A 20,453-nucleotide genomic window follows, 5' to 3' on the forward strand; every position below is an offset into this window, starting at 1 on the left:
AATGGAAGCATTGCAGTTGAAGCAGGTAGTGAAGCAGTACGGTGAGAAGACAGCCGTCAACGGAATCAGTCTAAAGGTGGAGCAAGGCGAGATTTACGGTCTGCTGGGTGCCAACGGCGCCGGCAAAACAACGACCATGCGCATGGTGCTCGGCCTGATCTATCCCGACGAAGGGAGTATCCTCTATAATGGCAAGCCTTATAGTAAGGAGCTTCAGCATCTGATGGGCTATCTGCCGGAAGAACGGGGATTATATCCGAAGGTTAAGGTAAGCGATCAGATTATCTATCTGGCTCAGCTGCGCGGGATGTCCGCCAGTGAAGCGGATAAGAGCCTGAAGTACTGGCTGGAGCGCTTTGATGTACCGGAATATTACAATAAGAAGATTGAAGAGCTGTCCAAGGGCAATCAGCAAAAGATGGGCTTCGTCGCTGCTGTGGTCCACAAGCCGAAGATTCTGATCCTGGATGAAGCCTTCAGCGGCCTCGATCCGGTCAATGTGGAGCTGCTGAAGGATACCGTCAGAGAGATGCGGGATCTGGGAACGAGCATTCTGTTCTCCACGCACCGCATGGAGCATGTTGAGGAATTATGCCGGAATATCACGATTCTTGACCGCTCGAACACCGTGGTTCAGGGAGATATCCGTGAGATCAAGAAAGGGTATCCGCGGGAAGAAGTTGTATTGCGCACCGCCGGGGAAGTGAACGGACTTGCCGAGATTGCCGGAGTTACCGGAGTGCAGCGGCAGGAGCGCGGGTATGTGATAACCATCAGTGACCTGGGAGCGGCGCAGCGCATTCTGCAATCGGCTGTGGCTCAGGGCGAGGTCGAGCATTTCGAGATTAAGGAACCGACGCTAAACCAAATCTTTATCAGAGCGGTGGGTGAATCCAATGAATAAAATGGCAACTATTATCGGCTTCACATTCAAGAATAAGGTAAGAACGAAATCCTTCATGATTACCACCTTAATTCTGGTGCTTCTGCTTAGTATCGGGATGAATATTCCTTATCTAATCAAAGTGTTCAACGGAGAAGACGGGGCCAAGGACGCGACACAGATCGGAGTCGTTGCCCAGCAGGGCTTCCGGCCTGCCGAGCTGCTGCTCGCTTATACTCCGCCGGCTGAAGCAGACGATAAAGTCGTATTTACCGCTTATCCTTCCGCTGAGGATGCTGCGCTGAAGCAGGGGCTGGAGGATGAGAAGATTGAGGGGTATCTTACCTTTGCCGACAAGGGCAGTGTAGGGGTGCCTCCGGTAACGTATCACAGCAAAGACGGAGACATCAGCAGCCAGCTTAGAACGAATCTGCAAGCCGCTCTGCAGCAGGTGAATACCGGCCTGATTGTCGGCGATAAGCTGACCGAGAGCCAGGTGGCGGCGATCTTCGCTCCGGTCTCGATTGATACCACACAGCTAAGTACTGACGGGGCTGCAGGTGGCGCAGAACAGGATCAGTCCAAACCCATTATCAACTATGTCATTGTCTATATCCTGCTGATTCTGTTCTTCATGTCGGTGATGATGACCGGCAACATGATTTCAGCCGAGATTACCTCGGAGAAAAGCTCGCGCATTATGGAGATTCTCATCACCAGCGCCTCGCCACTCACTCAGATGTTCGGCAAGGTCATCGGAATCTTCCTCGTCGGCCTGATGCAGATCGTCATTATCTCGGCTGCCATCGTGCTCAACCTGATGCTGCCGCATAATTCCACGATCCTGAGCGATTTCGACCTGAATCTGGGACAGCTTAATGTCAGCATGATAGTCTATGGCTTCATCCTGTATATCCTGGGCTACTTCCTGTACGCGCTGATGTATGCCGCTGTCGGTTCAATTGTCAGCCGGACAGAGGATCTCGGGCAGGCCGTGATGCCAGTCATGATGCTGGGCTTCGTCAGCTTCTATCTGCCGCTGTTCAGCATCTCGAACCCGGATACGCTGCTGGTGAAGGTAGCGAGCTTCGTCCCGTTCACCTCTTCGCTAAGCCTGCTGCTGCGGATCGGGGTCGGGGAGGTCGCCTTCTGGGAGATCATGGTCTCGCTGGCGATCCTGCTGGCGACAACCTTCCTCTTCGGCTGGCTCGCCGCCAAGATCTACCGTACCGGCGTCTTGATGTACGGCAAGCGCCCTAGCATCAAGGAGATCAGAAAAGCGATGAAGGCTTATAAAATCTAAGGAATATTTTGTAGGAAAGCCCGTCTGGTTTAATGGACGGGCTTTTTGCTATACACCATTATTTTTACGATAGTCGGAGGGGTTAATTCCCGTCCATCTTTTGAATTGTCTGCTGAAGTGAGAGAGGTTCTTGTAGCCTAAACGACTTGAAATCTCATTTAAAGATATCTTGGGCTGCTGTAGTAATATTTTGGCTTCCTGCAGCTTTAAGTCAGATAGATAGGTGCGGGGCGACATCTTATATATTTTTTGAAATACCTCTAATCCATAGTTGGGGCTTATTCCTAGCGAAGCAATGATGGGCTGGATGTGAATGGTGTAATCCGAATTTCCCTGGGTGCAATTTTTCTTAAAAGCCCTTTTGATGGCTTCGGCAATTTCTTTGGCATATTTCGCTGTGGTCATGGATTCGTTGGCACGTATCTCCGTCTGTACCGGCTGGATATCTACAAGCACCTCCAATAACTCGAACAAGACCATTTGTGCTTTTAGCTTTGCTTTGGTGAACGACAACTCAGGCTCATGCAGAATATCGATCCATTTTTGAAGGCATTTTTTCAGCTGGCTATGATACAAATGGGAGGACTTATAGACCCAGTCACAGTTCTTCATAATTCGCATCCGTAAGGAAGGCTCGTCTATATCAAAATGAGCGCAGAAATAGGTCATCGATGTAGCGGAAATGCATTTATTCGTATGCTCGAACCCAGGCGGAATCAGCAGAATATCATCACTGTTCACAATGAATGGTTCATGATCTATCCTAGTCTCTTGAGCCCCATCCAGCACAATTAGAATCTCAAAGGCATGGTGGGATTCTGTAGTCATGCTCCAATCGGCAGGAACGGTCTGTGTATGTGCGCCAAAAAAGCGTATATTCCAATCAATGCGCGGCAGCAGCAGCGTCTGTGCACCTGTGAGATAGCTATTCATATGTTCCAATTTGCAGCACCTGCCTTTGATTTGGGTAAATCTAGCCGTACTCATCCCATCGCATAAGTACGTTAGTAGTTATTATAATATACATAGACAACAGGAAAAGGGTAAATAATATGGCTAAACAGCGAAGGGAAGCAGAAAAATGACAAAGATTAACAATCCTATAATCCCTGGTATGGCACCAGATCCATCTATTATAAGAGTCGATGATGTATATTATATTGCGACATCCTCGTTCCATTGGAATCCCGGCGTTCAAATTTTCAAATCAACCGATTTAGCCCATTGGACGCTGATTGCCTCCGCATTACATAAAGGCGAAGTGAATCTAAGAGGCACCAATACTCCGGCCGGGATCTGGGCGCCGCATCTATCCTATGATTCTAGGGCGAAGCGGTACTGGTTAGCTTATTCGCATATGTTGAACATGGCAGGCCGTGAATTCAACTCGGATTCCTATGCCATGTGGGCAGAAGATATCCATGGACCCTGGTCGGAGCCCATCTATCTGACATCTATAGGCTTCGATCCGGCGCTCTTCCACGATGAAGATGGCAAACACTATGTGTCCATTCTTGAATGGGAGACCCGTGAAGGGTATCAGGCGCCTGGACATATTGTGATCGCTGAATTTGATTTGAATGACGGCAAGCTGGTTGGACATTGGCACCGGGTGACGCAAGGCTTCACCAGCCGCGGCTGTGCTGAAGCACCGCAGATCTATAAATATAGAGAGATGTACTATCTACTATTAGCAGCTGGCGGAACGGGTTATGCTCATGGTGTTGAACTGGGGCGTTCGGAGAATATTTTTGGTCCCTATGAACCGCATCCGTCGGGAGAGCCGATTATCACCTCCTCGCCGCGCCATCTATTTTCACTTGGCAATCCGGATGCCGGGCATTTTGAGATGTATAATCCAAGTTCAATTATGCAAAAAGCAGGTCACGGCTCATTAGTGCAAACTCAAACAGGCGAATGGTATATTGCTCATCTCATGTCACGCCCTGTGGAAGGAACGCTAATGAATCCATTAGGCCGTGAAACCTCTATTCAAAAAATGCATTGGACAGAGGATGGCTGGCTGGAAATGAAGGATGGATCCAATATAGCGAAAATGGAAGTTGAGGGGATGACAGGTGTTGAATTAGAGGCCGATGGAATCTCTCATGACGTATTTGATGATTTTAATCAGGAGAAATATGATCTTCATTTTCTGACTCCGTACCGGGACCAGCAAGCGGCATGGGTGAATACGATTGAACGTCCGGGTTACTTACGAATTCATGGAGAGAATTCTTTTTTCTCGCAGATCAATCCGGCGATTATGGCTACGCGTGCAACCTCCCTTCATTATGAAGTGCAAACCAAGGTGGAGTTCCACCCCGATCATTACTCGGAAACGGCCGGTCTGGGGCTATACTATGATTCGAATAATTGGCTGTATGTTCACTTGACCCACTCCGAATCAGAGGGCACCGTTCTGTATGTACTGCAGGCCAAGCTGGGAGAGCGCATCGAGCTGGTCCACAATTACATTCCAGTCCCTGAAGACACAGCGGAGCTCAAGATTATCTATCATTCAGGCATCGCTAGTATCCTTTACCGCTTCGGGGATAACGGGGATTGGCAAGTTTTTGTAGAGAATATTGATGCTCTCTATCTGTCGGATGAAGGCGTGAACGGGGAGCCGGGGGAGATTGGCGGATTTACAGGCTTGTTCAATTTCATCGGTTCCGTGGATGCTCACCAGCATGACTCCTTCGCTGATTTTGACTACTATGGAGTGAAGAATTACTAGCCAAGGACGCCATACGTTCTTCCGCCCGGGTGTGCCCGGAGCCGTGGTGAACTGGTGAAAACGCCGGAGATGGTGTACCTTAGTAGTATTAGTCTTTAGGAGTGGTGAATGGTTGTGAAGAAAAGTAGACAAACCCCCGTGCTGGTCGCGGCCTCTATCCTGCTCATTATTGTTAGCAGCCTGATCCCTTCGGATCAGTCGACTTGGTTGGGGGCGTTACAGACCCTTCTGCTGGGAGCCGGACTGCTCGGCTGCTGTATGGCTTTTTGGCGGTTTGCCAAGGGCGGCAAGGGTGGTAAGGGCAAGAGCTGAGTTCTATGTACTGAACGGCCGGTGGAGACAGGATCACTGCATGGGATGGTTGAGCTATGTAAGGTGAGCCAAGCACTGTATGAGCGCTGGCGCTGAGAGTCAAGGACTAAGTCGCGGCGGATGCTGCGGCTTTTTTTGATAGATAATGAATTTATATGTTTTGGGGTCCCCGCAAAAGTACCTGAGTCATCATCGAAGCTAAAGCCCCACTTTGTGGGGGGATTTTGCGGACTCAGCGGCCCTTATTTTGTGAAAAAGACTGATTATCTTCCCGGTGCGGACTGAGAGGACCTTAAAGGGCTGTATGGAGCGCAAAATGAGGCGGAATTGGTTAATTAAGCGCCCCTCAGTCCGCATGGCCTTCGGAATGGTCCCATTTGCTGAAATAGCGGATCTGTAGTCCGCATGGCCCGCTATCCATCTCCTTTTGTCGCATCCGTACCCTAATTCCGCCACATCCAACTCATTCCGCCGCACTCATTTCTATATCCCGCATATCCCGCGTTATCCCCCACCTCAACCCGCCGAAGGGCGGTGGACCGCAGGCAAGGCTGAATGTGCGGCTGCCATCTGTTCGCGTATTCCTCTGAGCCGGGCTTTGAGCTCGGGGACGCTGCACTCAAGGATCTGGCTGATGTCGGAAAGGGGGAGCTGGATGCCGTACCATAAGGCACTGGCAACGTGATCGTCCCAGCTCAGCGGCGCAGAAGCGCAGCGGCCGCGGTCGTGGGCGAGCACTGCGCATTGGCGGATGCACTCTCTGTAGGCAGCCGCAGCAGCGCCGTCACCTGAGAGGCTGCCCTTCAGCCATAGTGTATGGAGTGCTACGAAGGTGGCGATTGCAGCTTGTTCGGCGCGGGCGCCTTGCTCCAGCAGCAGGCAGCTAAGCGCATAGACGGGACCGCTATATTGCTGGGTGTAGGGGTTGAATCCGGCAGCGGCTGTTAGTTTGGGCGATAAGGGGTCAGGCATGTGGTCACATTCCTTCCTGAATCTATACTGTGCAGTTCATTCCAGCGCGCAAAAAACCGCAGGCAGAGGAGGACCTCTGCCTGCGGTTGTGGGTAACAGGCTTAAGACGCCTGGCACAAAAGCGTGGCGGATCAGGGCTCTCTCCTTACGCTTACGAGGTTAGCTGTCGGATTCGGACGGTGAGAGTCGCCCTACCTGCCGGAGACCTGCGCGTGGCATTCTCCTTCGGATTCACCCCAAGTCGGCCTGACGGCCGGATGGTTCCCCCGTTTTCCACATGACGGAAATTCAGCGTGCATGCATATGCTCATTTTCATGAATGCGTTCATTTGCTTTCAACACGAATCATACTCTCTTCAGAGGGGGTTTGTAAAAATGGAAAAGAGTGCTATTCGTCTTATTTTCAGCAAATGGCTGAATGGATGTGCATAGGGAAGCCAAAACACCTATATGTAGCAGATTATCTGCCATTTATCTCGCTCAAGCGCTGTTTTTTATTTTTGGCAGAGCTCACCACCAAAGCGACTCATTCTGATTCTTCCAGGCAATAATCCGCTTCATCTCACGAACGGTTCCTGTTGTAATCTCATAGTCGCTGCGTTCAGTGGCATGAAGGTCCAGGAAATGCAGCATCCCTCCATAAGTCCCCACGGCCAGTATGGTCTCATCAGGATTGACAGCTAATCCAGAAATGGTGCTTCCGGCATAATAACGCCACAGCTCCCGCCCCTCTGCATCAATGAGCCTCAAGTATCCATAGGCATCGCCAATGACAACACCGTCCTTCAGTGCCGCCGCCGCATATACCCGGGCTTCCTCGTTAACGACCGGATATTCCTGATCGGACGAGAGTTTACCTGACTCCGCATGTTCAAGGGACACAGCAAGGGTAACGCCATTATAGAAGTGGCAGGCATTGTACCACACGCTGTGCTGGTCCTTCGTAAATATAGTATAGTGCGGGTAACTGGATTCCGGATTGAATAAGTGAACCTGCCTTAAAGTTGTGTCATATAAAAGATGATCACTGCCCTGGCTGCCATAGGCAATCCATCTTCCATCCGGAGAGACGGCACCATGCGGCATGTCAATTTCAATATGCTCCATCTCATCTGCTTTATATTCTTCGAGATCAGGATGCAGCAGCTTCACCTCCCATAGCTTCTCCTGCGATTGCTGGACCAGGAATATCCCCTGGCTTGTAACAAGCAATAACGCTTGGCCCCCGTTAAAAGGAATGACTTGCTCCAAGGGTAACTCCTGATCCAGGCTGTCTATGTCCAAAACGGGGAAGTCCGGGTCCAGCGCTTGAATCGTGCCATTCAGCTCACGCCATGTGAGATCTGCTACAACTTTTCCTTGTAGAGTGCTGTTCATGGATTGCATAATGGTAATGCCTTGAGTTCCGGCGAGTGCATAGAACTGATTGTCAGGAGATGCCCCAACCAGGCTAAACTCGTCGAATACGGAAATAACATCCTTATGTACAGCCACAACTGCATTCTTCTCCCAAGGTGAGCCGGTGCTGAACACCACAGCATCATCACTTATGAAATGGATACCGCGAATCGCCTGCATCTCCTTCTGGAAGTGCCCGGAGAGCGGCCACGTTGCCGCCGGTAGTTGCTCCCGCAGCTCAGCAATCTCACCGTGCTCATTAGCTCCTCGAATCATCTTATAGATTTTGGCGGCGAGGGCGCCGCGTGTATCCTCTGCGGGTTCGTTTCCCGCTTTGTCCCAGCCTTCTGTCAGTCCCTTATGTACGAATTGATTGACGTCGCTCACATAACGTTGTCCTTCTTCACGCCATTTGGCGGCACGCTCATCCTGTAGCCACTTCAAAGGATCAATCCTCCTTGTCCAGATATATATAAATATACAATTATTTCATCGATGAATCGCAAAAAAAAGGCGCTGCTCCTGTTGAGAGGACAGCACCTTTGCGTATATTACAGAACAGCAGCATCCATAAGCTCCTGAAGCTCAGGGAGATTGAAGCCCTTGACCGCCCGGTCCCCGGATACGGTGACTGGAATGCCCATGAAGCCCAGCTTCTCCACTTCCTCCTGATAGACGGAGCTGGTCATCACATCCCGGACCTCGAAGGGAATGCCCTTGCTCTCCAGCAGCTGCTTGACCTGATTGCATTCGCCGCAGCCGGAGGTCGAATAGACAATTACGTTCGCGCTCATTGTTCCACTGCTTCCTTTATCGCTTTTTGGGTAATCTTCCAGTGTGAGGTGTTCCAGCGGACTTCGCTGTCCTCCAGCAGGAAAATCTGCGGGGATTCATGCTTGATCCCGAAATCCTCAGCAATCTGATTGGAGACAGGACGGTCTTCGATCACATGAACCACGGCTGCAGGCGTATCTGAATGCTGTGTATAGGCCTGGAACTCCTCGTTGGCCTTGGCGCTGATCGGGCAGGTGGTGCTGTGCTTGAAGAGCAGTTTTTTGCCAGGCTGCCCGATATATTGCTGTAGTTCTTCCTTAGTGTGAATTTGTTGAATAGACATTGGAGGATCACCTTCCTGGGTAAGAGTTAATGAAACCTGTTGTCAACAATTGTGTTGTTAACAACTATTAATCATGATTGTAGCATAGTTCAAAATTAAAGCAAAAGTAAAGTTCTGCTTAGCCTTCCCCTCCCTTGAAGGATGTTGTTAAAGGCCTGCGGCCATGCTAATGTGGGAGGGATGAACCTAGGCTCGGTGCATAATCATGCAGATATGAGGGGGGAGCTTATGAAAAGGGTTGCTTGTGTTACCGGTGCTGACCGTGGACTGGGATTGTGCCTCGTTCGATCTCTTTTGGAGAGTAAGTACATGGTGTTTGCCGGACAGTATTTGCCGGATCCTGCGCTACTTGAAGCTTTGAAAGCGCAATACCCGGATAGCCTGAAGCTGGTTCCTCTCGATATCGGCAGTGCAGGGAGCGTAAAGGAGGCCGCGCGGAGTATTGCCGGAAGTACAGGGCACCTTGATATGATTATCAATAACGCAGGGATTATCCACAAGTCTGATGATGCAACAGTGCTCGTGGATATGGATGATGAAGCTATGGCGGAGATTTATAACGTGAACACGCTGGGTGCGCTGAGGGTGAGCAATGCATTGATGGGCTTACTGCTGCAAGGCCGCCAGCGTCTGGTGGTTAATATCTCGTCGGAGGCCGGAAGCATCGGGCGGAACAAGCGGATCAATATGTATGGCTACTGTATGTCGAAGGCCGCGCTTAATATGCAGTCTTCGCTGCTGCACAATCACCTGCGTGCGATGGGCGGACAAGTGCTGGTCTTCCATCCCGGCTGGCTGCAGACCTATATGAACGGGGAGAAGGATGCAGAGGCGCCTGTAACTCCTGAAGAATCAGCAGGCAAGATTATGACGATCGTTCATAACCACAAGATGTATCTGGCCGAAGAACCGGCTTATATCGATCTGGACGGCAATCTCTGGCCCTGGTGACAGCGGCAGAGGGAACGAATCAGGGGTGACACTGACTTTCCGGTCAGGCTAACTTGGCAAAAGAGAGGTGTGTGTAGCATGTCTTCATACAAAGCATTGGCGTTCGGCAGCTATACCGAAGTGAAGTATCATCCCTTCGAGGGGGTAGACCGTGAGCTGGAGCAGCTCCTTAAGCCGGAGCTCCAGGTGGTCTCTACGGAGGATTACGGACGGATGAACCAGGCAGAGCTGGCAGAATGCAGGCTGGTGGTCTCCTATACGGAATTCTCAGAGGAGCAGTTACCCGCTGCGCAGAGCGGAGCCTTACTTGCTTATGTGGCTGGCGGCGGCGGGTTGCTTGTCGTGCACAACGGCATATCCCTGCAGCGTAATCAGGAGCTTGGGGCGATGCTCGGTGCCCGGTTCACCCATCATCCGGCGTTCACGACGCTTCAGATGAAGGTGACTGCGCCGGAGCATCCGATTATGGAGGGGATCTCTGATTTTGTGATCGAGGACGAGCCTTACTATTTCGAGCAGCATCCCCACTTCGAGACAACGGTACTGGCCGAATATCCTCATGACGGAGCGATGAGACCGGCGGCATGGTGCCATACCTTCGGCGAAGGCCGGGTGGTCTATCTGATGCCTGGGCACCATCTGCCTTCCTTCTCTTCAGAGCCGCTGCGCCGGATGATCCGCAGAGGCGGATTATGGGCTGCCGGAATGCTATAGTACGTGACGCTTATGATAAAAGGCAGGATACCGCTTGGATAACATGCGGTGTCCTGCCTTTGTGTAAATGATAGGATGATCAGCTATGATGCCCTATTTTTGGGGCTCAGCACCAGCAACAGGGACGACCTCGTTCTGATGAAGAGCTTCCAGTACCTCTGCACGCAGCGTATCGGTGAAGGCGGCCCAGACTTTTTTGCCGACATCCAGCTCTTCGCGTCCAATCGATTGCAGCGTCTCAAGCCATACCCGCTTGTCATTAATGAGTCCGAGCTGGTCCTGGATGTCCTTATAGAAGGCTTCATGGGCATGGAATTTCTGATTCAGCGCAAAAGCAGCCGCATTCGCCGTATATCGCAGTTCCTTGGCGGCGATCCTCAGCTCATGAAGAGCTTCAAAGGCTTCTTTTGATTCAGCTTGAGGACCCTTGAATAAGGTCTTGCAGGCTTTTTTCTTCTGTTCAAAGGCGACTTCAAGCTCGCGCATGGCGACATTGGCGTCTTTTTTGGCAGCGAGGGGCTCTAGCCCTGTCTCGATAAAAGGGGTCCACAGCGCTTCGAGCGCTTGGCCGGACAGCTTGGGCAGTGCCTTCTTCAGCTTCTTGCGGGCGTCCTTCCGTGTGTCCTTCTGGTGTTCAATGACCGCCTTCAGCAGCTTGGCAGTCTTCTTATCGCCCGCCGCCTTTGCTGCCTTACGCCGGGCCTCAAACGATCCGATCAGCACATCTGCATCACGGACTCTGCCGAGCTTCTTCTGGGCCTGCTTGAAGCTGTCATACAAGTCTGCCGTTGCAGTATGGCCCGGATCAAGAATGGACAACAGGGTCAGCAGCTTGCGGCTATTGACTCTGGCCTGATGAATATCCTCATCGTTGAACCCTTTGCATGCATCCTTGCTATAGTCCTGAAAATTAATGTACAGCTTGCTCATGGCCTGTTCCCATTGCCTGGATTTGCTTAGTTGCCTGTCCTTTGCCTGTGGTACGGTGTTCATGCAGCATCACTCCTAGAGGTTGTGTATAGCATGAGCTTATGCGCGAATCTTATGGCTGGTATATTCTTCTGTACTACATTAAGGATAACGGGTTCGCTCCACCATTTCAAATCTGTAAGGGGATACACTGCCTGTTATACGGTGCGGGGAGAGATCGGTTACAATGTGAATAGTTAACGGAGTTAAGATTGGCCAGGGCTTATAGATAGAAAGGGGAATCAGCATGCGGAGTGAACCTTATGATGTACTGGAGAGCGGGGCTGCGGGTAGTCTGCCGGAGCAGATGGTCCTCTTCACGCATACCGGCGGAGAAGCAGGAGAAGAAGGGGAAGAGGCATCTGCGGAGGATATGCTGATTCCGTTTGCTTTTGAAGAGGTGCTGTGCCGTGATGTCGGGGCCGGTAAGGTCCCGCCGGTGCTGCATCTCTGGAGCCACCCCGGCGGAGTAGCGCTGGGGCTGCGGGACAGCAAGCTGCCCCGCGCAGCAGAGGCGATGCAGGCGCTGGAGCAGCAGGGCATCCGTACGGCAGTCCGCCATTCGGGCGGCGCTGCGGTGCCGCTGGATGCGGGAGTGATCAACGTGTCCCTGCTGCTGCCGAAGCCTGCGGGCAAGCTGGACTTCCACGATGATTTCCGGCTGCTGGCTTCGTTGATTACCGAAGCGGTAGCCGCGGGCCATCCGCAGGCAGCGGCGCAGATCCGGGCAGAAGAAGTCACCGGGTCGTATTGCCCTGGTGACTTCGACCTGGCGATCGGCGGCCGTAAGTTCTGCGGCATTGCCCAGCGTAGACAGAGTAGCGCATACTTCGTCCACGCGTTCGTGATTGTGTCCGGCACGGGGCTCGCGCGCGGAGAGTGCATCCGTCGCTTCTATCAGGATGCAGCGGACGGCGATGCCTCCCTGGACTATCCGCGCGTGCGGCCGGAGACCATCGCCGCGCTCGCGGAGCTTGGCGGCCCGTCTTCGGCGGCCGCCTTCATCGCAGGCATCCGGCAGGCGCTTGCCGGCCGGGGAACCCGCCTGCTGCCGGAGGAGCTTCTGCAGCAGGCGACAGGCTACAGCCTGCGGTACTGCGACCCGCAGGTGCTTGAAGCAGCGCGTATGCTGCGGGAGAGGTACGCCCGCTGAAGCGGGCGGCTACTGGCGGCAGCGACGGGTGGCTGAATGTATGCGAAAAACAGCATACAATGTGCAGGCTGGGGTGTGCGCGGCTGAATGTATGTGAAAAACAACATACAATGTGCAGGCTGGGGTGTGCGCGGCCGAATGTATGCGGAAAACAACATACAATGTGCAGGCTGGGTGTGCGCGGCCCGAATGTATGCGGAAAACAACATACAATGTGCAGGCTGGGGTGTGCGCGGCCCGAATGTATGCGGAAAACAGCATACATAAAATCAGCAATGCGTGCGCAGGCCGGAGGCAGTCCAAGAGGATGACCGCGGGGGCAAGAGATGCCGCCCCCCCTGCGATCAGCCTCTACATATCCCCTGCCGCCCCAACTACATATAAAACTCCGGACGCCGGTCCGCGAAGACCGGGATCTGCCCCCGTACCTCCCGGACCCGGGCGAGGTCAAGCTCGCCGCGGAGGATCTCTTCGCCCCCGGAGGCCTCGCTGACAATCTCGCCCCAAGGATCGATGATCAGGGAATGTCCAGCGAAGGTATTCGCCGGATCTGCCCCTGCCCGGTTACATGCTACAACGTAGCACTGGTTCTCAATCGCCCGGCTGATTAACAGCGCGCGCCAGTGAGAGAGGCGGGGCAGCGGCCATTCGGCGCTGATGAACAGGATCTCCGCCCCTCCGGCCATATGGACGCGGACCCATTCCGGGAACCGGATGTCATAGCAGATCAGCCCGGCACAGAGAATGCTGTCCAGCGTGAACAGTCCTTTCGCACCGCCAGGCTGGAGGTAGAGATGCTCCTCCATCAGCTTGAACAGATGCAGCTTGCTGTACTCCCCAGTGCACGCCCCGCTGCGGTCAAAGACATACATACTGTTCGTAACGCCGCCGTTCTCCTGCCTGACGGCAATGGAGCCGGCAACGATATTCACGCCGTATTCCCGGGCCAGGCCTGACATCAAGGCACCCGTGGTATGTCCGCCGGGATCTGCGATTTCGCCCAGCCGGGTCAGGTCATATCCCGTTGTCCATAGCTCGGGAAGAATAATGAAGTCTGGACTGCCGGCGGCAGCCTCACGAATTTTGCGCTCGGCGGCAGCATAATTCACCTCCGGTTTGCCAAATGCTATATCGAGCTGGATCAGAGCTATTTTCATACTGGCAGCCTCCTCCAAAAATTATTAGTTGACGGGTCAATGAATTAGGTGTAAAGTATGTTTTGTCGAAAAGGTTTTGCACAATTTATTTGCGTGAGGGGGTTAATTTTGAGCGAAGTTCAGCCCGATGAACATAAGATCTTCGAACTGCTACAGGCCCTGCACAAAGAAATCGGCCCCAAATTCGAGCGCTGCGCCGGCATGACTCCGACCCGCTTCAGGCTGCTGCAAGAGCTGTACCGGATTTCCGAGATCAGTCAGATTTCCCTGCAAAAGCTTCTGGAAATCGATGCAGCAGCGGTTACCCGCCACTTAAAAGGGCTTGAAGAGAACGGGATGATCGCCCGCCGCAATAATCCAGCCGATAATCGGGTGACTCTCGTCTCCCTGACTGGTCAAGGCCGTGAGCATATCAATGCCTACCGGGAGAACAAGACCGAGTTCATCAGCGATCTGCTGAACGGATTCAATGAACAGGAGCGCACTGTGCTCGCAGAGATGCTTACCCGGCTGCAATATAACATTAATTTACTGTAGCCGGAAACAATAATCAAACCATTTTAAAGGAGCAAATTATCATGAACACTACCAAAAACAATGATTACATCAGCATTATTACAGGACGCCGCTCTATCCGCAAATATGATTCATCCGTCAAAATCAGCAAAGAGGAAATGACAGAGATTCTTACTGAAGCCACGCTGGCGCCTTCCTCCGTGAATATGCAGCCTTGGCGTTTTGTGATCATCGAAAGCCCGGAAGCCAAAGCTAAGCTGGCCCCTATTGCCAAGTTCAACCAGACTCAGGTCGAAACCTCCGCAGCGGTGATTGCCGTATTCGGTGATATGAATAACTTCGATTACGCTGAACAAATCTACGGAACGGCTGTAGAACGCGGACTTATGCCTGCCGAGGTGAAAGAAAGACAGCTGGCCGCCCTGGGCGCCCACTTCGCCAAGCTGCCCGCAGATGTGAACAGAGAGACCGTGATGATTGACGCGGGGCTGGTCTCCATGCAACTGATGCTGTCCGCCCGCGCACACGGGTATGACACCAATCCGATCGGCGGATTTGAAAAGGATCAGATCGCTGAAATGTTCGGTATGGACAAAGAACGCTACATTCCGGTCATGCTGATCTCGATCGGTAAAGCGCTGGAAGAAGGCTACGCCTCCGTCCGTCTTCCTATTGACACGATTGCCCAGTGGAAATAATACTCCATACCCATGAAATTCTAGGAGGAATATCCAAATGATTATTATCCATGCGCTGCTTCATGTGAATCCTGCACGGGAGGAAGAGTTCCTGGCCACAGCGAAACCGCTGATTGCCGCCACGCACGAAGAAGAAGGGAACCTGTCCTACGAACTGTATAAGCATGCAGCAGACGGAAGTCTCTATATTATGGTTGAGACCTGGCGTGACCAGGCCGCCGTTGCCGCTCACAACACAAGCCCTCACTTCACTGGCTTCGCCGCCAAAGCGGGAGAGTTCCTGACCGCACCGCTTGATGTTAAGGTGTATAGCGCTGAGGAATTGAGCAAATAATTACGAATTAAGCGGTTCACCCTATATGATCTGGAATCCCGGGATGCTCCGGCAGTCTAATGACTGCTGCGGCATCCTTTTTTAAGAGAATAATTTATATGTTTTGGGGTCCCCGCAAAGTACCTGAGTCATCATCGAAGCTAAAGCCCCACTTTGTGGGGTTATTTTGATAGGTGCCATGCCGTTTATAAAACGTACAAGCCGGGTATCTTACCTTACCCTTACTTGGATTGTCATTTGCTGACGAAGCAAGGCGGGGAAGAACGAAGGAGATGAAGACAGCATGACTAATCTACATACCAATCACCGGTTAACCTCAATCCCGGCTGCTGCCGGGCAGGACGGGCAGCTTCAGCAGGATCTCATAGATTACGTGAATTATTATATTTCGGGCGGCTCCCTGGCCTCACTTACCGAAGGTGCGAAGGAGGCGGAGCCGGCGTTTGCCCCTCTTTTGCAAAGTGATGCCGCCCGCGCTTACCGGCAGGAGTGCGGGGGCGTCATAACCGATATGCAGCAACTCGAACACCTGCCGGGTATAAGCCAGGAATGGCTTAATCAGCTCGCGGATACAGTAGCAGGACTCGATTCCGGTAAGCTCAGGGCTCTGGCCCCGCAGACCAGCCGGCATAACCGGGTAGATCCTTATGTGAACGGACCACAATGTCTGGACATGCTGCTCGGCGAGATCGGCAAGGCTGAGCGTTACATTCATCTGTCCGTGATGCTGTTCTTCAATGACCATTCAGGGAACCTTATCGCTAGTGAGCTGCTTCATGCACTTGAACGCGGAGTAGAGGTTAGAATCATGGTGAATTATACGGTCACTGCGCTCGGATACGGCCAGAACCTGGAGGTGGGGCAATTCTCCAAGATTGCCGGGCGTCTGGAGCAGGCAGGTGCAAAACTGCTGGATACCTTCCACTCCTATTACCGTGCAGAGGAATGGGCTGCGAAGCGCAAGGTGCTGAAGTCACAGGGCGTGCCTGAGAGCATCCTTTTTCTGCAGGATAAGGTTCAGGAGGATGTGGAGGTGACCGGGCTGAATGTGATTGACCACCGCAAATTCATGATTATAGACGGAATAACTTCCATTATCGGCAGTCTGAATATCGGGGACCAGTATACGTTTGCCACCCCCATTCAGGAAGCCCCGGATCAGCAGGTAGATGGGCGTCCGCTCGGTATCCCCGCCAGGGAAGAGGAATGGCATGACGGCTGCTTCAGGATTCAGGGGGCTGTGGCCCAGTCGCTGAACGCTGTGTTTCACTCCAGGTGGCTGTTGCTCGGGGGAGATCACTTTGACCTGGCGTCACCCTTCTATCGTCCTGCGGTGGACTATGCATTTGGGGAGGAGGAGTGTACGCTCTTCGCGAGCTTTCCCGGCAACCCGGTGAATCTGATTCAGCAATATATTCTGGATGTGATCACCTATGCGGCCGATGAGACCCTTATTGTGAATCCGTATCTGATCGATCAGGCCTTCTGGGACCGGCTGGGTGAAGTGGGGCCGGAGCGCGCCTGCCATCTCACCATCTGCAATCCGCTGGAGGTTAATGATCATCCGACAAACCGGGCGGCGGTGCGCAGCAACATGTACGTTCCCTTTTGTAACGGCGTATCCTTCTATGATTATAGTGCGACTGAACGCTTCTCCCACTGGAAAATCATCTACGACCACAGAGCGCAGGCGGTATTTCACGGCTCTTATAATATTAATGAACGGAGTGCCTGCCATGATTACGAGCTGGGCCTGCTGGTGAAGGGCAGAAGCCTCGCGGAGAAGGTGAAGCGCATGATTGATTATGACCTCAGCGTATCGCGCCAGATCACCGGCAAACACGAGTTCTTCAAGCATCCTTGGCTGCATCCCAGCACCTATCTGAACAAAGCAACGCAGAATTACACCTGATATCCTCTCCGGTGCCCGGTCATGTATAATGACGTTATACCAATGAACGAAGATGGAGCTAATGAAGATGAACATACACATTCTTGGACAAGGTCCCCGGACCGGGGAAATCAGATTCGCGGCAGCGGAATGGGGGGAAGCCAGAGCCATCTGGTGCGGACCGCCTGTTCAGCAGGGTGAGGAATGGGTGGCAGAATGGGAGCTGCCTGCGCTGTTCATGAGCTGGGTCGATATTGTGCCTGCTCCCGGCGCTGCCTTTGGCCTGCGTATCGAAGGGGACACGGTCATCCTGACAGGCGTGCTGGAAAATATAGAGGAGGACGGCACGGGTTATCTGCGGATCGGCCGCGACCTGATCATGTTCGAATGCCTGGGCGAACCGATGGCACTGGGCGGCTTCGTCGAGCTGAGGACCCGTGAAGCCAGGCTGTATCCGGTGAATCTGTAGGGGCCGCAGGGCCCCCGGCGGACGAACTATTTCCTGCCCCGGCATAGCCACCTTCAGGCAAATGAGCTAATATAATATAATTGAAACAAGTAACAGCATAAGGAGCAGAAGTCTGATGAACAGCGATATTCAACAATTTAAGACGGAATTCTTCAAGGCGCTGGCTCACCCGATGCGGATTCGGATTCTGGAGCTGCTTAGCGAAGGCGAGAAGAATGTGAACGAGCTGCAGGCGATCCTGGGTTCGGAAGGCTCTGCGGTATCCCAGCAGCTGGCCGTCCTCAGGGCCAAAAATGTGGTCACCAGCGTCAAGGAAGGGACCACTGTCATCTATGCCCTCCGTGATCCTCTGATTAAGGAGCTTCTGGCTGTAGCCAGACAGATCTTCGACAATCATCTGGTGAGTACCATTTCCCTGCTTGAAGGCATCCGCAGCGAATAACCCCGGCCTCCGGGGGCGGATTACCCCGTTGACAAGAGCAGCGGGCAGGAGTAATGTGGGTATTATATTCAAATAATCAGATATTCAGAGAAAAGAAGGTTATAGGATGACAGGGTGGGGCCGTTTCAAAGGCTATAACATTGCTTCGCTGCGCAAGGATATCATTTCAGGGACAATCGTCGGCGTTATTGCCATCCCGCTTGGGATGGCATTTGCTATTGCTTCCGGTGTGAAGCCGGAGTACGGAATCTATACAACCATTGTGGCCGGCATACTGATTTCCTTATTCGGCGGCTCCAGGTTCCAGATTGGCGGGCCTACGGGTGCATTCATTCCTATTTTGTTCGCTATTGCCATGCAGTACGGGTATGAGAATCTGCTGATTGCCGGAATGATGGCCGGGGTGATTCTTGTCTTGATGGGTGTTCTGCGGCTGGGGGTATTGATAAAGTTCATTCCGAAGCCAGTGACCATTGGTTTTACAGCGGGGATTGCCGTTATTATCTTCAGCGGGCAGATTGCGAACTTCCTTGGCCTAAGGGACATGAAGCGGCATGAGAGCTTTATCGACAATATGAAGGAGATCGGGGCGCATCTCTCCACAATCAATCTGTACAGCATTTTGACTGCGGGAGTATGTCTTGCTGTAGTGGTGCTGGGGTTGCGGTTTGCCCCGAAGGTGCCGGGTTCTCTGATTGGACTGTTGTGTGCCACGGTTATCGCAGCCCTGTTCTTCAGCGGCAAGGTGACGACCATCGGCTCCGCCTACGGAGATATCCCGAATACACTCCCCAGCTTTCACTTCCCGGTCATTACGTGGGAAAAAATCAAGCTGCTGATCCGTCCGGCCTTTGTCATTGCGCTGCTGGGGGCCATTGAGTCGCTGCTCTCCGCAGTCGTGGCCGACGGCATGTCGGGCAGCCGCCATGACAGCAACCGTGAGCTGATCGGCCAGGGGGTCGCCAATATCGCCGCGCCGCTCTTCGGCGGGATACCGGCTACCGGTGCGATTGCCAGAACCGCCACCAATATCCGCAGCGGTGCCGCTTCTCCGCTCTCCGGGATCATTCACGGTGTGGTGGTGTTCCTGATCCTGTTGCTGTTCGCCCCGTACGCCTCCAGCATTCCGCTGGCAGCGATGGCCCCGATTCTGATGGTCGTAGCCTGGAATATGAGTGAACGCAAGGAATTTCTCCACCTGCTGAAGCTGAAGACCGGGGATTCACTGGTGCTGGCGATTACCTTCCTGCTGACGGTATTCGCTGATCTGACCGTGGCGGTAGAGGTGGGGCTGATCCTGGCCGTTGTCCTCTTCGTCAAGCGTATGGGTGAGGTGCATAGAATCTCCAAGGTGCTGCCTGACCCGTCTTCCGTCAAGGTCGAGGCCCATATGGTAACAGAGAGCCACGACTGTCCGCAGATCGGAATCTACAATGTGGAGGGACCGCTGTTCTTCGGCGCTGCCTACCGCTTCGACCACACCATGCCCGAGCTCGGCCCGGATCAGCCTAAGCTTATCCTGCTGCGCATGGGCAAGGTGCCGCTGATGGATACGACAGGCGAGGCCAATCTGGCAGCGCTGGTGAAGGAGCTGCAGGCCGCTGGAGGCAGACTGATGATCTCAGGCATCCAGAGCCAGCCGCTGGAGCTGCTCAAGAGAACGGGGCTGTACGACCGGATCGGTGCTGCCCAGTTCTATGATCATACCGGCGAAGCGATCAATGAAGCGCTGGGCAGCGTGAATCCGAGCCGGTGCCGGGGCTGCGCGCATGCGGCCTTCAGAGAATGCAGCGCCCTCTCGGGGCTGGAGGAATCCTCATCGCGCAGCGCTGCCTTCAAGGGGCGCACTCCGGCGGTGGCCCGCAAGCTGAGCGGCGGGGTATAGCCCTTGTAATCCGGAAAAAGAAATCGCCTTTTTGGTAAAATGGAGGGTTCGCCTTCCATCCCAAAAGGAGCGATTTCTTTGTCGTTTAATATACCAAGTACCCGCTTTATCATATATTATCCTAAGTCTCCTGTGTGCAGAATCATATCGACCAGACCTGGGAAACGGGTATTTAAGTCATCTTTTCTGAGCGAATAAAAGTGCTGTTTGCCTTCTATGCGCGGCTGGATAATTCCAGCTTCACGAAGCATTTTAACGTGGTGGGACAACGTTGATTTTGAGATGTGGTCGACTTCAAAGGCGGAGCAGCGTTTCTCGCCAGAACTGGCTAGACAATAGGCAATCTTCATACGCAACGGGTCACCTAATGCATTACAGACCGTGGTCAGACGCATCTCTGAAACTGCAGGTATCGATAAATTTCTCATAAGGTAGATACTAGCATAATGAATATCTTCTTTCAATGTTCGAAAATTTTCGAATTATCATTTACGTTGCTTATAGAGTGTGATATAGTTCTTCTTATGTTAAATAGTTCGAAAATATTCG

At 52.8% G+C, this 20,453-nt stretch carries 22 protein-coding genes and 1 riboswitch; of the genes, 14 read left to right on the top strand and 8 right to left on the bottom strand.

Features of this window, described 5'->3' with window-relative positions:
• Window position 1: 1 nt before the first annotated feature.
• Together MKY86_RS01100 and MKY86_RS01105 are read left to right on the top strand one after the other, a co-directional pair.
• The gene (locus MKY86_RS01100) at window positions 2–904 is read left to right on the top strand and encodes an ABC transporter ATP-binding protein (RefSeq protein ID WP_076083767.1); all 903 of its coding nucleotides are present in this window, start codon (window positions 2–4) and stop codon (window positions 902–904) included.
• Window positions 897–2,186 carry an ABC transporter permease gene (locus MKY86_RS01105; RefSeq protein WP_076083770.1) on the top strand — a complete coding sequence of 430 codons (1,290 nt, stop codon included), beginning with the start codon at window positions 897–899 and terminating at the stop codon, window positions 2,184–2,186. The genes MKY86_RS01100 and MKY86_RS01105 overlap by 8 nt, the downstream gene beginning before the upstream one ends.
• Window positions 2,187–2,234: 48 nt before the next feature.
• Here the strand turns inward: MKY86_RS01105 and MKY86_RS01110 are convergent, their stop codons facing one another.
• A complete protein-coding gene (locus MKY86_RS01110) occupies window positions 2,235–3,119 on the bottom strand; it encodes an AraC family transcriptional regulator (RefSeq protein ID WP_076083931.1) in 885 nt (294 codons plus the stop codon).
• A 148-nt stretch (window positions 3,120–3,267) separates the two neighbouring features.
• Here MKY86_RS01110 and MKY86_RS01115 point away from each other — a divergent pair, with 148 nt between their 5' ends.
• Window positions 3,268–4,926: a family 43 glycosylhydrolase gene (locus MKY86_RS01115; protein ID WP_076083773.1), complete on the top strand. Its 1,659-nt coding sequence runs from the start codon at window positions 3,268–3,270 to the stop codon at window positions 4,924–4,926.
• A 114-nt stretch (window positions 4,927–5,040) separates the two neighbouring features.
• Window positions 5,041–5,238 (top strand): hypothetical protein, encoded by a 198-nt coding sequence (locus MKY86_RS01120; RefSeq protein WP_143803861.1) that lies wholly within the window; start codon window positions 5,041–5,043, stop codon window positions 5,236–5,238.
• A 516-nt stretch (window positions 5,239–5,754) separates the two neighbouring features.
• Here MKY86_RS01120 and MKY86_RS01125 read toward each other — a convergent pair.
• The 4 genes from MKY86_RS01125 to ytxJ all read right to left on the bottom strand — a co-directional run bounded on the left by MKY86_RS01125 (window position 5,755) and on the right by ytxJ (window position 8,725).
• Window positions 5,755–6,210 carry a hypothetical protein gene (locus tag MKY86_RS01125; protein WP_076083782.1) on the bottom strand — a complete coding sequence of 152 codons (456 nt, stop codon included), beginning with the start codon at window positions 6,208–6,210 and terminating at the stop codon, window positions 5,755–5,757.
• 134 nt (window positions 6,211–6,344) lie between these two features.
• Window positions 6,345–6,514, bottom strand: a riboswitch (cyclic di-AMP (ydaO/yuaA leader).
• A 206-nt stretch (window positions 6,515–6,720) separates the two neighbouring features.
• Window positions 6,721–8,052: a WD40 repeat domain-containing protein gene (locus MKY86_RS01130; protein WP_076083785.1), complete on the bottom strand. Its 1,332-nt coding sequence runs from the start codon at window positions 8,050–8,052 to the stop codon at window positions 6,721–6,723.
• A 107-nt stretch (window positions 8,053–8,159) separates the two neighbouring features.
• Entirely contained in the window at window positions 8,160–8,402 is a 243-nt protein-coding gene (locus MKY86_RS01135; RefSeq protein WP_036722203.1) for a glutaredoxin family protein, read from the bottom strand.
• A complete protein-coding gene (ytxJ, locus tag MKY86_RS01140; RefSeq protein WP_076083788.1) occupies window positions 8,399–8,725 on the bottom strand; it encodes a bacillithiol system redox-active protein YtxJ in 327 nt (108 codons plus the stop codon). Before ytxJ ends, MKY86_RS01135 begins: the two co-directional genes overlap by 4 nt.
• Before the next feature lie 228 nt (window positions 8,726–8,953).
• Between ytxJ and MKY86_RS01145 the strand changes: the two genes are divergently transcribed.
• Together MKY86_RS01145 and MKY86_RS01150 are read left to right on the top strand one after the other, a co-directional pair.
• The gene (locus tag MKY86_RS01145; RefSeq protein ID WP_076083811.1) at window positions 8,954–9,676 is read left to right on the top strand and encodes an SDR family NAD(P)-dependent oxidoreductase; all 723 of its coding nucleotides are present in this window, start codon (window positions 8,954–8,956) and stop codon (window positions 9,674–9,676) included.
• 78 nt (window positions 9,677–9,754) lie between these two features.
• Window positions 9,755–10,390, top strand: a complete 636-nt coding sequence (locus tag MKY86_RS01150; protein ID WP_076083833.1) for a ThuA domain-containing protein — start codon at window positions 9,755–9,757, stop codon at window positions 10,388–10,390.
• Between the two features lie 93 nt (window positions 10,391–10,483).
• On the opposite strand, the gene MKY86_RS01155 is transcribed toward MKY86_RS01150, so the two are convergent.
• Window positions 10,484–11,383 (bottom strand): CHAD domain-containing protein, encoded by a 900-nt coding sequence (locus tag MKY86_RS01155; RefSeq protein WP_076083836.1) that lies wholly within the window; start codon window positions 11,381–11,383, stop codon window positions 10,484–10,486.
• A gap of 223 nt (window positions 11,384–11,606) precedes the next feature.
• Between MKY86_RS01155 and MKY86_RS01160 the strand changes: the two genes are divergently transcribed.
• Complete coding sequence (locus tag MKY86_RS01160; RefSeq protein WP_076083839.1) at window positions 11,607–12,512, top strand: lipoate--protein ligase family protein; 906 nt, start codon at window positions 11,607–11,609, stop codon at window positions 12,510–12,512.
• Between the two features lie 374 nt (window positions 12,513–12,886).
• Here MKY86_RS01160 and MKY86_RS01165 read toward each other — a convergent pair whose 3' ends face one another.
• Window positions 12,887–13,669 (bottom strand): carbon-nitrogen family hydrolase, encoded by a 783-nt coding sequence (locus MKY86_RS01165; protein WP_076083842.1) that lies wholly within the window; start codon window positions 13,667–13,669, stop codon window positions 12,887–12,889.
• 108 nt (window positions 13,670–13,777) lie between these two features.
• Between MKY86_RS01165 and MKY86_RS01170 the strand changes: the two genes are divergently transcribed.
• The 7 genes from MKY86_RS01170 (at window position 13,778) to MKY86_RS01200 (ending at window position 19,904) form a co-directional block, all read left to right on the top strand.
• Window positions 13,778–14,206 carry a MarR family winged helix-turn-helix transcriptional regulator gene (locus MKY86_RS01170; protein WP_051477777.1) on the top strand — a complete coding sequence of 143 codons (429 nt, stop codon included), beginning with the start codon at window positions 13,778–13,780 and terminating at the stop codon, window positions 14,204–14,206.
• Window positions 14,207–14,247: 41 nt separating this feature from the next.
• A complete protein-coding gene (locus tag MKY86_RS01175) occupies window positions 14,248–14,883 on the top strand; it encodes a nitroreductase family protein (RefSeq protein WP_143803862.1) in 636 nt (211 codons plus the stop codon).
• 37 nt (window positions 14,884–14,920) lie between these two features.
• Window positions 14,921–15,217, top strand: a complete 297-nt coding sequence (locus MKY86_RS01180; protein WP_076083848.1) for a putative quinol monooxygenase — start codon at window positions 14,921–14,923, stop codon at window positions 15,215–15,217.
• 283 nt (window positions 15,218–15,500) lie between these two features.
• On the top strand, window positions 15,501–17,129 hold the full coding sequence (locus MKY86_RS01185; protein WP_083685640.1) for a phospholipase D-like domain-containing protein: 1,629 nt from the start codon (window positions 15,501–15,503) through the stop codon (window positions 17,127–17,129).
• A gap of 67 nt (window positions 17,130–17,196) precedes the next feature.
• Complete coding sequence (locus tag MKY86_RS01190; RefSeq protein WP_076083851.1) at window positions 17,197–17,577, top strand: hypothetical protein; 381 nt, start codon at window positions 17,197–17,199, stop codon at window positions 17,575–17,577.
• Between the two features lie 115 nt (window positions 17,578–17,692).
• Window positions 17,693–18,019 (top strand): ArsR/SmtB family transcription factor, encoded by a 327-nt coding sequence (locus MKY86_RS01195; RefSeq protein WP_036700195.1) that lies wholly within the window; start codon window positions 17,693–17,695, stop codon window positions 18,017–18,019.
• 106 nt (window positions 18,020–18,125) lie between these two features.
• Entirely contained in the window at window positions 18,126–19,904 is a 1,779-nt protein-coding gene (locus tag MKY86_RS01200; RefSeq protein ID WP_076083855.1) for a SulP family inorganic anion transporter, read from the top strand.
• 116 nt (window positions 19,905–20,020) lie between these two features.
• On the opposite strand, the gene MKY86_RS01205 is transcribed toward MKY86_RS01200, so the two are convergent.
• Window positions 20,021–20,332: an ArsR/SmtB family transcription factor gene (locus MKY86_RS01205; protein WP_076083858.1), complete on the bottom strand. Its 312-nt coding sequence runs from the start codon at window positions 20,330–20,332 to the stop codon at window positions 20,021–20,023.
• Window positions 20,333–20,453 lie beyond the last annotated feature (121 nt).

Origin of the sequence: Paenibacillus sp. FSL R7-0333, assembly GCF_038000365.1 — a bacterium.
In the GTDB taxonomy this organism is placed as follows: Bacteria; Bacillota; Bacilli; order Paenibacillales; family Paenibacillaceae; genus Paenibacillus_AQ; species Paenibacillus_AQ silagei.